Annotated in this window: 10 protein-coding genes; 6 read left to right on the top strand and 4 right to left on the bottom strand. The window is 74.1% G+C overall.

Annotation, left to right across the window (positions count from 1 at the left end):
• The coding region (locus F9B16_RS44840; protein ID WP_151546372.1) for a DUF1266 domain-containing protein at positions 1-937 on the top strand (937 nt) is incomplete at its 5' end.
• On the opposite strand, the gene add is transcribed toward F9B16_RS44840, so the two are convergent.
• The gene (gene add / locus F9B16_RS44835) at positions 934-1,965 is read right to left on the bottom strand and encodes an adenosine deaminase (RefSeq protein ID WP_151546371.1); all 1,032 of its coding nucleotides are present in this window, start codon (positions 1,963-1,965) and stop codon (positions 934-936) included. The genes F9B16_RS44840 and add overlap by 4 nt on opposite strands.
• Positions 1,966-2,075: 110 nt before the next feature.
• On the opposite strand from add, the gene F9B16_RS44830 reads away from it, so the two are divergent.
• From F9B16_RS44830 to F9B16_RS44820, 3 genes are all read left to right on the top strand, one after another.
• Positions 2,076-3,041, top strand: a complete 966-nt coding sequence (locus tag F9B16_RS44830; protein ID WP_151546370.1) for a helix-turn-helix transcriptional regulator — start codon at positions 2,076-2,078, stop codon at positions 3,039-3,041.
• A gap of 194 nt (positions 3,042-3,235) precedes the next feature.
• The gene (locus F9B16_RS44825) at positions 3,236-4,690 is read left to right on the top strand and encodes an MFS transporter (RefSeq protein WP_225992501.1); all 1,455 of its coding nucleotides are present in this window, start codon (positions 3,236-3,238) and stop codon (positions 4,688-4,690) included.
• Positions 4,691-4,783: 93 nt separating this feature from the next.
• On the top strand, positions 4,784-5,263 hold the full coding sequence (locus F9B16_RS44820; RefSeq protein WP_151546369.1) for a MarR family winged helix-turn-helix transcriptional regulator: 480 nt from the start codon (positions 4,784-4,786) through the stop codon (positions 5,261-5,263).
• 42 nt (positions 5,264-5,305) lie between these two features.
• Here F9B16_RS44820 and F9B16_RS44815 read toward each other — a convergent pair whose 3' ends face one another.
• From F9B16_RS44815 to F9B16_RS44810, 3 genes are all read right to left on the bottom strand, one after another.
• Positions 5,306-6,211, bottom strand: coding sequence for an SDR family oxidoreductase (locus F9B16_RS44815; protein ID WP_151546368.1), 906 nt, complete (start codon positions 6,209-6,211; stop codon positions 5,306-5,308).
• Positions 6,212-6,285: 74 nt separating this feature from the next.
• Positions 6,286-6,432 carry a GPGG-motif small membrane protein gene (locus tag F9B16_RS51785; RefSeq protein ID WP_190854010.1) on the bottom strand — a complete coding sequence of 49 codons (147 nt, stop codon included), beginning with the start codon at positions 6,430-6,432 and terminating at the stop codon, positions 6,286-6,288.
• Positions 6,433-6,744: 312 nt separating this feature from the next.
• Complete coding sequence (locus F9B16_RS44810) at positions 6,745-8,925, bottom strand: anthranilate synthase component I (protein WP_151546367.1); 2,181 nt, start codon at positions 8,923-8,925, stop codon at positions 6,745-6,747.
• A gap of 435 nt (positions 8,926-9,360) precedes the next feature.
• Here F9B16_RS44810 and F9B16_RS44805 point away from each other — a divergent pair, with 435 nt between their 5' ends.
• Both F9B16_RS44805 and mctP read left to right on the top strand, forming a co-directional pair.
• Positions 9,361-9,585, top strand: coding sequence for a DUF3311 domain-containing protein (locus F9B16_RS44805; RefSeq protein ID WP_151546366.1), 225 nt, complete (start codon positions 9,361-9,363; stop codon positions 9,583-9,585).
• Between the two features lie 3 nt (positions 9,586-9,588).
• Positions 9,589-11,199 (top strand): monocarboxylate uptake permease MctP, encoded by a 1,611-nt coding sequence (mctP, locus tag F9B16_RS44800; protein WP_151546365.1) that lies wholly within the window; start codon positions 9,589-9,591, stop codon positions 11,197-11,199.
• Positions 11,200-11,443 lie beyond the last annotated feature (244 nt).

Here is an 11,443-nt window from a genome sequence, read left to right as displayed (position 1 = left end):
GCGCCGGGCGTGGGCCGCGATGGCGGCCTTCCGGTCCGTCCAGGACCACAAGCGCGCCGACGTCGCGGGCGTCCACGCGGCGCGGCTGATCGTGAAGGACGCGGGTCCGCGCGCCGCTCTCGGCCCGCTGCGGGACCTGCTGGCGGCGATGCCGCCCGGCGGCGACGGGCACCGGCAGGTGGCCGCGCTGCTCGCCGACGCCGAGCGCCGGCCCGACCGCGACTACGACGTCCTGATCACCGATCCCGACAGCGCCGCCTGGGGGCGGCTCGCGGCGGCGCTCGCGGTCGGCGCGCACCTGGCGGTCGGGAACGGCGTGCCGTGGAACACCCTGGCCACCCCGGACGGCGCCCGCGACGACCGCGTCCTGCTGGAACGCGACTGGGGCATCACCGACGCGGCGGGCTGGCGCGAGCAGATCGACCGGCTGCTGGACGCGGAGAACAGCGACCCGGCGATCCAGATGGTGCTCGACCAGCGCGGTCGCGGCACCGACCCGCAGGCGTGGCGGGCGGCGATCGTCGCCTGGTGCCGCGAGCGCGACATCTCCGGCGAGACCATCGAGCACGTCGTCGCGCTGTCGGAGCTGATCCGGCGGTACGAGGCGCGGTTCCGCGCGGACGGCCTGCTCGCGCCGGACGGACGGGTCGAGAGCGTCTACGGCTACGACTTCGGCCGCGCGGTGAACATGGCGCGCTGGGGCCTGAACGCGGGCTACTGCGACGCGGAGGAGGCCGAGAAGTGCGTCCTGGTCGCGGGCCACCGCGCGAACCAGGTGTACGGGTCGTGGACGTCGTTCTCGTCGGGATACGTCCTCGGCCGGATGCTGCGGTTCGACGAGGGCGAGTTCGGCGAGTGGTACGAGCGGTCCCTGGCGGGCCACCGCATCCTCGCCGACGACCCGGCGAGCCCCTGGCGCCGCATGGCCTGGGGTTAGCCGGCCGCCAGGGCGTCGATCTCGGCCGTGACGGCGCGGCGCCCGGCCTCGTCGAGGGACGAGGCGGCGACGGCGTTGCGGGCGAGGGCGGCCAGGTCGGCGCGGCCGAGCCCGAACACCTCGGCGGCGACGCGGTACTCGCCGGTCAGCGTGGTGTCGAACATGGGCGGGTCGTCGCTGTTCAGCGTCACGAACAGCCCCTCCTCCAGCATGCGCGGCAGCGGGTGCTCCGCGAGCGAGGCGACCTGCCCGGTCCGGAGGTTGGACGTGGGGCACACCTCCAGCGGGATCCGCGTCTCGCGCAGGTGCGCGACCAGGCGCGGGTCGTCCAGGCAGCTGGTGCCGTGGCCGATGCGCTCCGCTCCGAGCCCGTCGAGGGCCTCCCAGATCGTCTCCGGCCCGGTCATCTCGCCGGCGTGCGGGAGGCTGCGCAGGCCCGCGGCGCGCGCGGCGCGGAAGGCGTCGCGGAACGCGTCCCGGTGCGGCGGGCGGCACTGCTCGATCCCGCCGAGGCCGAACCCGACGAGCGCCTCGGGCGGGTGGGCGAGCGCGTGGTCGAGGGTGCCGCGGGCGCCCTCGGCGCCGAACTCGCCGGGGATGTCGAAGATGTAGGCGACGCGGATCCCGTGCCGGGCGCGGGCCTCGCGGACGGCGTGGTCGAGCGCCTCGGTGATCGCGGGCATCGGCATGCCGGCGCGCTGGTGGGTGTAGGGGGTGACGGTCAGCTCGACGTACCGGGCGTTCTGCGCGGCGAGGTCGCGGGCCGTGCCGAGCACGAGGGTCGCGACGTCCTCCGGGGTCCGGACGAGGCTCGACACCGACTCGTACACCTCGGCGAAGTGCGGGAAGTCGCGGAACTCGTAGAAGGCGCGCAGCTCGCGCTCGTCCGCGGGGACGGGGCCGTCGGGGTGGCGGCGGGCCAGTTCGAGGACGGTGGGGACGGAGGCGGAGCCCACGAGGTGGACGTGGAGCTCGACCTTCGGGAGGGCGTCGATGAACGCCTCGAGGGGGGACGTGTCGGTCAGCACGCGGCGAAGCTAACAGCCGTCCGACCGGCCGCGACAGGGAAATCCGGGGTACCTGCCACAAGATTGTCAGGAACGGCCGGCGGGGTGCCGGCCCGGGCGAGAATGGGGGCATGCGCGCCGCCCGGTTGATCTCGCTCGTCCTGCTCCTGCAGTCGCGGGGGACGATGACGGCGGGCGAGCTGGCCCGGGAGCTGGAGGTCTCGGAGCGGACCGTCTACCGGGACGTGGAGGCGCTGTCGTCGGCCGGCGTCCCCGTCTACGCCGACCAGGGGCGCAACGGCGGGTACCGCCTCGTCGGCGGGTACCGGACGCGGCTGACCGGGCTGAGCCGGGAGGAGGCCGAGGCGCTGTTCCTGTCCGGGCTGCCGGGCCCGGCCGGGGAGATGGGGCTCGGCGACGCGGTCGCGGCCGCCGAGCTCAAGGTGCTCGCGGCGCTGCCCGCCTCGCTGCGGGACGCGCCGGCGCGGGCCGGGCAGCGCTTCCACCTGGACGCCCCGGGCTGGTTCGGCGACGCGGAGACGCCGCCGCTGCTGCCCGATGTCGCGCGCGCGGTGTGGCGGGACGAGACGGTCGTGCTGCGCTACCGCAAGGACCGCGAGGTGGCCCGGACCGTCGACCCGTACGGGCTCGTGCTGAAGAACGGCACCTGGTACCTCGTCGGGCGGGTCGGCGGGCAGCCCCGCACCTACCGCGTCGACCGGGTCGCCGCGGTCGAGAAGACCGGCACGGTGTTCGAGCGGGACGAGGCGTTCGACCTCGCCGGGCACTGGGCCGAGCAGGCGGCGGCGTTCGTCCGGTCGATGCTGCGCGAGGAGGCCGCCGTGCGGCTCAGCCCGGCCGGGATGCGGCTGCTGCGGTTCGCGGTCGAGCCGTACGCCGCGGAGCGGGCCGCCGAGAGCGCCGGCGAGGCCGACGACCGGGGCTGGCGGACCACCGTGCTGCCGGTCGAGTCGCTGAAGGTCGCGGCGTCCCAGCTCATGCGGCTGGGGGCGGAGGTCGAGGTGCTCGGCCCGCCGGCGCTGCGCGCGCGGATGGCGGACGCGGCCGCCCGGCTCGCCGCGCTCTACGCCGTCTGACCGGCGCCCGCGCGCCCCGTCCGCTCCGTCCGCTCCATCCGCTCCGTCCGACCCGGCCGCTCCGTTCGACCCGTCGCGGCTGTGACCGCGGACACATCGGTCGGTAACCGAACATTTCGGTAACCGATGTATCTTGTGCAGCGGTGACGGTGAGACGTTCCGCTGCGCCCGGGGCGTCCGCGGACGGAGGTGACGTGAGCGGCGAACTGACGGAGCGGCCGGTCCTGCGGCGGCTGCCCGCCGTGCTGGTGCAGGAGCGGCCGCGGCCGGACCGGGTCCGCGAGCATCCCCGCGCCTGGTGGCTCGCGGTCGCCACGGTGTGCTTCGGCGCGTTCATGGGGCAGCTCGACGCCAGCGTGGTCACCCTCACCTACGGCAGCCTGGGCGCGGAGTTCGGGACCTCGCTGGCCGCCGTGGAGTGGGTGTCGCTGGCCTACCTGCTCACCCTGGTGGCGCTGCTGATCCCGGTCGGCAGGTTCGCCGACGCGCGCGGCCGCAAGCTGCTCTACCTGCACGGCTTCGGGGTGTTCGTGGTCGCGTCGGCGGCGTGCGGGCTGGCGCCGTCGCTGTGGACGCTGATCGCGTTCCGGGTCGTGCAGGCCGCCGGCGCGGCGATGATGCAGGCCAACAGCGTGGCGCTGGTGGTGACGAGCGCGCCGGACGGGCGTTCGCGCGGGGCGCTCGGCGTGCAGGCCGCCGCGCAGGCGCTCGGGCTCGCGCTCGGGCCCACGGTGGGCGGGGTGCTCGTGTCCACGCTGGGCTGGCGCTGGGTGTTCGGGATCAACGTGCCGATCGGGATCGTCGCGCTGATCGCGGGCCATTACCTGCTGCCGAGGACCCGGGAGCGCAACGACGCCCGCGAACTGGACCGGCCGGGCGCGGTGCTGCTGACGGTCGCGACGACCGCGGGGCTGCTCGGGGTCTCGGCCGCGTCCGGGCTGCCGGTGCCGGCGTGGGGCGTCGTCGCGCTGTTCGCCGTGGCGGCCGCGGGCGGCCGGGCGTTCACCGCCCGGCAGCGCCGGGCGCCCTCTCCCCTGCTGGACCTCGGCCTGCTGCGGGTGCGCGCGGTGTCGGCCGGGCTCGCCGGGGCGCTCGGCGCGTACCTGGTGCTGTTCGGCCCGCTGGTGCTGGTGCCGATCGTGCTGACGAGCCGCGGCTCGTCGGAGCTGCTGGCCGGGCTGGTGCTGACGGCGCTGCCCGCCGGGTTCGGGGCCGGCGCGGTCGGCGGCGAACCGCTGCTGCACGGGATGAGCGACCGGGCCCGCGGCGTGCTCGGCGCCGGGACGGCGGCGGCGTCGCTGGCCGCGATGCTGCTCCTCCCCCTGTCCCCCGGCTGGCTGGCCGCCCAGGCGGCCGTCCTCGGGCTCGGGCTGGGCGTGTTCACCCCCGCCAACAACGCGCTCATCATGAAGGCCATCCCGGCGCGGTGGTCGGGCACGGGCGGCGGCCTGGTCAACATGGCGCGCGGCCTCGGGACGGCGCTCGGCGTCGCGCTCGTCACGCTGGCGCTGCACCTCGGGCCGGACGGCGGGGGCTTCGACGGGGCGCGCTGCGCGATCGCCGTGCTGCTCGCCGCGTCGGCGGCCACCGTCGCCGCCGCCTGGGCCGCGACCGGCGGCCGCCCCCGCACGGCGGGCCAGCCGGACTAGTACGCCGGGGCGGCCGCACCAGCCCGCGGAGCCACCGGACCAGCGCGGGGAGACGGGCGGGCCTCGGCGACAAGCCGGGCTAAAGTGGCGCGCATGTCCCAGCAGCCGCGCCCCGAGACCGGCACGCCCGCGCGCGCGACGGACGCGCGCCTGCTCACCGAGACCGTGACCCGGCTGCGCCGGGCGCTGCGCGCCTCGATCCGCACCGAGTACCCGTGGGAGACGCTGCCTATGGCGCAGGTCGAGCTGCTGCAGGTGCTCGCCGAGCGGTCGCCGGCCCGGATCGGCGACCTCGCCGCACGGCAGCGCCTCGCCACCAGCACCGTCAGCGGGCTGGTCGGCCAGATGATCACCGCCGGGCTGGTGGCGCGGGCCGTCGACCCGGCCGACCGGCGGGCGTCCGCAGTCACCCTCACCGACGCCGGCCGCGACCAGCTCGCCGCGTGGGCACGGGCCCACGAGCGGCGGCTGAACACCGCCCTGGAAGGCCTGGACGAGGCGGACCGCGCCGCCATCGGCGCCGCGCTGCCCGCGCTCGTCCGGCTCACCGACCAGCTCGACGGCTCGGTCTGACCCGCGGGGCCCCCGGCGAGTGCGGGGCGCCGCGGGCCGGCGCTAGCGGTATCCGGTGAGGTCGGCCGGGCGGCCGTCGGTGATGTAGCGCCAGCAGTCGGGACGGCTGCCGTCGGCGTCGGTGAAGCCGTAGACCCGCGCGAGCCCGCCGCTGGACAGCGACGCGCCGTTCCAGCGGGCCCGGTCCGGGTCGGCGGCGAGCGCGGCGACGGCCCGCCCGACGAAGGCGGGCGACTCGGAGATGGCGAAGCCGGGGTCCCGGGCGGTGCCGTCCCGCCAGGTGTCCTCGGTGACGCCGAAGTGCTCCAGCATCGCCTCGGACCGGAGCCAGCCCGGCGTGAGCGCGACGGCGGTGGCGCCGTGCGGCGCGATCTCCACGGACTGGGCGAGCGCCATCCGGATGACGGCGCTCTTGGCGAGGTCGTAGAAGAACCCGACGTCCTCGCGGTAGCGGGCGTTGTACTCGGCGGTCCCGTCGGTCATCTCGACGACGAGGCCGCCGGGTTCGCGGATGAGCAGCGGCAGCGCGCGGTGGCTGGTGATGGCGTGGGTGTCGATGGCGAGCCGGAGCAGCCGGAGCCCGTCGTCCAGCGACTGCTCCCACAGCGGCTTGCCGAACCGGAACAGGTGGTCGGAGCCCCAGACGTCGTTGACCAGGACGTCCAGCCGCCCGTGCTCCTCGTCGATCCGCCGGACGAGCGCGGTGACCTGTGCGGGGTCGAGATGGTCGACCTGGACGGCGATGCCCTCGCCGCCCGCCGCGGTCACGCGTTCGGCGGTCTCCTCGATGGTCTCGGGACGGCCCATCTCCGACCGGTGCGACCGGGTGGTGCGTCCCGTCACGTACACGGTGGCCCCCGCGGCGCCGAGCTCGGCGGCGATGCCGCGGCCGGCGCCGCGGGTGCCGCCCGCGACGAGCGCGATCGTGCCTTTCAGATCACGGTTCATGGGGACGATGCTGGCGCGGAAACCTGACAGCCCGCGTCAGTGTTCTGCCACGTCCCCGTCCCGGTCCGGCAGGCTCAGGTGAAGATGCTGACGCCGCCGGGGCCGACGAGGAGCCCGACGACGATGAGGACGATGCCCCAGATCAGCTCGCGCCGGGCGAGGATCACGTAGATGCCGGAGATCACCAGGATCACGGCGATGAGCCACAGGATTGTCATCATGGCGAGCGGGATCCCCGGATAAGGCCCGGCAAAACCACGGGCTCGATTCGGTCAACCCGAACCGGGGTTTCGAGCGGAGGGGGGATCGCTCCCCCCTCCGCCGGGATAACGGCGATCACGTGCGCCGCGCGGCGCGGCGCCGTGGCCGGTCACCGAGTCTTCCGCGCCCGCCGGGACCGGTCCAGGAACCACGGGACCATTTCCGGACGTCCGCGATGACACTTCAGGACGAGGGCGGCCTCCTGCGTCCGGCGGGTTGACATTTGGTCCCGAACGAGTACCGTGCTCGCGGACGTGGACGGCGCCCCGCGGTCACCCGGCCCGGCAGAGCCGCAGCACGTTCGCCACGATCCGGTGCCCCGCGCCGCCCGCCGCGGTCAGGATCGACTCCGGATGGAACTGCACCGCCCACCGGCGCCGATCCGCGTCCTCGATCGCCATCACCACGTCCCCGGTCAGCGCCGTCACCTCGAAGCCCTTCACCCGGTCCGGGGTCGCGTGCAGCGAGTGGTAGCGGGCCGCGGTGAACGCGCCGTCGAGGCCGTCGAACAGCGCGCCCCCGACCACCTTCACCTGGCCGGGCTTGCCGTGCGACGGCTCCGGCAGCAGGGCCAGCTCCCCGCCCGCGTGCTCGACCATCGCCTGCAGGCCGAGGCACACCCCGAAGGCCGGCAGCCCCCGCTCGTCCAGGGCGTCCAGCAGCGCGCGGGTCGCGAAGTCCTCCGGACGGCCCGGGCCCGGCGACAGCACCACCAGGTCCGGGGCCTGCTCGTCCAGCATCCGGACCGGGAACCCGTGCCGCAGCGTGACCACCTCGGCGCCCTGCTGCCGGAAGTAGTCGGCGAGGGTGTTGACGAACGAGTCCTCGTGGTCGACGAGCAGCACCTTCAGCCCCTCGCCCGGCAGGTCCGCCACGGGCTCCGGCTCCGCGTCCGGCGTCCCGGCCGCCTGGCGCTGCGAGGCCTCCAGGGCCCCGAGCAGCGCGCTGGCCTTCAGGTGCGTTTCCCGCTCCTCCTCGTCGGGGTCGGAGTCGTACAGCAGCGTCGCGCCCGCCCGTACCGTCGCGATCCCATCGCGGATCTGCGCGGTCCGCAGCGTCAGCCCGGTGTTCATCGACCCGTCGAACCCGACGCAGCCGACCGCGCCGCCGTACCAGCGGCGCGGCGAGTCCTCGTGGTCCTCGATGAACTGCATCGCCCACGCCTTCGGCGCCCCGGTCACCGTCACCGCCCACATGTGGGTCAGGAACGCGTCGAGCGCGTCGAAGCCGGGCCGCAGCCGGCCCTCGATGTGGTCGACCGTGTGGATCAGCCGCGAGTACAGCTCGATCTGCCGGCGGCCGAGCACCCGCACGCTGCCCGGTACGCACACCCGCGACTTGTCGTTGCGGTCGACGTCGGTGCACATCGTCAGCTCGGACTCGTCCTTGGCCGACGACAGGATCGCGCGGATCTGGTCGGCGTCCTCCAGCGCGTCCCCGCCGCGCTTGATCGTCCCGGCGATCGGGCAGGTCTCCACCCGGTCGCCGGTGACCCGGACGAACATCTCCGGCGACGCGCCGACCAGGTACTCGCCGTCGCCGAGGTTGAACATGAACTCGTACGGCGCGGGGTTCGTCTCGCGGAGCCGCTCGAAGAACACCGCGGGCGCGTCGCAGCGCCCGTACATGGCGTGGCCCGGCGTCACCTCGAACAGGTCGCCGCGCACGAACTTCTCCTTGGCGTCCCGCACCATCCGCGCGTACACGCCCGGCACCGGCTGCGGCGGCGGCTCGCGCCGCGCCGGGACGGGCGTCGGCTCGGTGGCGCGCGGCAACCCCGCCGTGCTCGCGCCGCCCACCTCGAACTCGTACGACATGCGGTGCGAGGTCTCGCGCTTGCGGTCCACCACGACCATCTCGTCGGCCAGGTGGAGCACGAGGTCGCGCTGGTCGGCGGGCCGCTCCAGGCGCGTCCGCAACGGCTCGAACTGCAGCGACAGGTCGTAGCCGAACGCCCCGTACAGGCCGAGGTGCGGGTCGTCGCAGCGGAACAGGTCGATCACGGCGCGCAGCGCGGTGAAGACGGTCGGCTGGCGGCTGCGGTCCTCCTCGGCGAAGAACTCCTCCGTCGGCGGGACGAAGACCTCGAACTCCCCCGGGCCGTCCGCGCGGACGTCGCCGACCGGGCGCAGCGCATCCGCGACCGCCGGAAGGACCACGCGGCCCCGGCCGTTCAGCGCGCGGACGGCCACGGTCCGGCCGCGCGCGACGATCTCCAGGCACGGGTCGACGTAGGCCATGTGCCAGCGGCTGTAGCGGCCGGGATACTCCATGCCCGAGCTGAGCACGCCCCCGCGCCGCTCCCCCACGGCCGCGACGAGGGCGTTCAGCACGTCGGACTTGCGCTCGGAGTCGACCGGGACGGCGGTGCGGGTCACCCGCACGCCTCCGGCGGTGACGAACTCGCCGGTCCCTGCCTGATGGACGTCGGCCTGCTGTGAGACGGTCTCCACCGCGGTGGCCCCTCGTTTCGGGCCCTGCACCGGCGGACAGCGAGGAACGACCGCCGATGAGGGCGGTCGCCTGGTCTAGGACATGCACGAACCGGCGCCGCCTCAGCGGCGCCACCACCACCGGCGGGTCGCGGTTCGCATACGGGGAGGCTACCAGTGTCCGCCCGAAGGCGGCGACCCCGCCGGGCGCGCCCCGCCCCGCCCACCGGCGGCCGTGCCCTCCGGCCAGGCTGAGCTGCCCGTCGGGCGGGGCCGAGCTGCCCGTCCGGCGGGGCTGACCTGCGCGTCCATGGACTGGAACGATCCATCCAAGTCGTGCCGGGCCCGATATCGGGCCGTTACCGCCGGCGGATAGCCTTTCCCGGCTCCACCCCCTGGCAGGGTCCGTCTCGCGATCCGGGCGGACCGCGTGCCGCACGCACGAGGAGGATCCCTTTGGCCTCGCAAGACCCACCGGAGCCGGCGCGGCGCTCCGACCGCAGCCCCTGGAACTGGCTGCTGATCGTTCCCATCGTCGTCCCGCTGCTGACCTTCCTGTTCAACAGCGACGGGCCGCGGCTCGCCGGGTTCCCGGCCTTCTACTGGATGCAGTTCGCCTTCATCCCGCTCGGCGTCGCCTGCACCGTCATCGTCTACCTCATGACGCGGAAGAGGAACTGACCCATGGCGCACGGGCACACGACCGAGATGGTCGTCTTCGTGGTGCTGTTCCTGCTGGTCAGCGGACTGGGCTTCGTCGCCGCGCGGTGGCGCCGGCCGGACAGCATGCACTCGCTGGACGAATGGGGCCTCGGCGGCCGCAGCTTCGGCAGCTGGATCACCTGGTTCCTGATCGGCGGCGACCTCTACACCGCCTACACGTTCGTCGCCGTCCCGGCCCTGGTGTTCGGGGCGGGCGCGGCGGGCTTCTACGCCGTCCCCTACACGATCGTCGTCTACCCGCTGGTGTTCCTCGTGCTGATCCGGCTCTGGTCGGTGTCGCACGTGCACGGGTTCGTCACGCCCGCGGACTTCGTGCGGGCCCGGTTCGGCTCGCCGACGCTGGCGCTGGTCGTCGCGATCACCGGCATCGTCGCCACGATGCCCTACATCGCGCTGCAGCTCGTCGGCATCCAGGCCGTGCTGAAGACGATGGGCGTGAACGGGCACTGGCCGCTGATCATCGCGTTCCTCGTGCTGGCGGCCTACACCTACCAGTCCGGGCTGCGCGCCCCGGCGCTGATCGCCTTCGTCAAGGACGTGCTCATCTACCTGGTGATCATCGTCGCGGTGCTGTACATCCCGTCCAAGCTGGGCGGCTGGGGGCACGTCTTCGACGCGGCGGACGCCAAGTTCGCCAAGACCCCGGTGCCGACCGACGGCGTCCTGCTGAACGGCACCAACCAGCTGAACTACGCGATGCTCGCGCTCGGCTCGGCGCTGGCGCTGTTCCTCTACCCGCACAGCGTCACCGGCGTGCTGGCCAGCAAGAACCGCAACGTCATCAAGCGGAACATGGCGGCGCTGCCGGCCTACAGCTTCGTGCTCGGGCTGATCGCGCTGCTCGGCTTCATGGCGATCGCGGCGGGCGTCAAGCCGGTCGTCACCGACGGCAGCCCGGACACCAACACGGTCGTCCCGCTGCTGTTCGACCACATGTTCCCGGACTGGTTCGCGGGCGTCGCCTACGCCGCCGTCGGCATCGGCGCGCTCGTCCCGGCGGCGATCATGTCGATCGCGGCGGCGAACCTGTTCACCCGCAACATCTACAAGGAGTACCTGCACAAGGACGCGTCCGAGAAGCAGGAGGCGCTGGTCAGCAAGCTGGTGTCGCTGGTCGTCAAGATCGGCGCGGTGCTGTGCATCCTGGTGCTGGACCCGCAGTTCTCGATCGACCTGCAGCTGATCGGCGGCGTCATCATCCTGCAGACGCTGCCGTCGGTGGCGCTCGGCCTGGTCACCCGCTGGTTCCACCGCGGCGCGCTCATCGCGGGCTGGGCCGCGGGCATGATCGCGGGTCTGTGGATGCTGTACGACGTCCCGAACCCGGCCAAGCACAAGGCGCACTTCGGCGGCTCGGCGTTCAAGCTGAGCGACCTCGGCCTGGACACCGACAAGACGATCTACGTCGGCATGCTCGCGCTGGCCGTGAACCTGGTCGTCGCCGTCGTCGCGACCCTGGTCTTCCGGGCGGCGAAGCTCAAGGACGGCGAGGACGCCACCCGCGAGGCCGACTACCTGGCCGACGAGGGCGACCCGAAGCTGAAGGACCTGGAGCTCAGCAGCAGCACCTGATCCCGGCCCGTTCCGGTCCGCTTCCGGCCCGCGGCGCGTCCCACACGCGCCGCGGGCCGTTCGCATGCTGGCCGCTCGCATGCTGGCCGGTCGCGCCCGGGCCGTTCGGGTGCGTGGACCGTCCTTCCGAGGGGCCGGACGGGAGCGCGGCAAGAGTCGGCAAAGTCGCGGGTGCCGCACCTTGGGCGGGCGCCCGGACGGGCATCATCCGCCATGTGAGAGCCATCGTGCGCGCCGGGCTGCT

The organism is Actinomadura montaniterrae (genome assembly GCF_008923365.1).
Taxonomy (GTDB): Bacteria; Actinomycetota; Actinomycetes; order Streptosporangiales; family Streptosporangiaceae; genus Spirillospora; species Spirillospora montaniterrae.
This window is presented reverse-complemented; position numbering and strand designations above follow the sequence as displayed.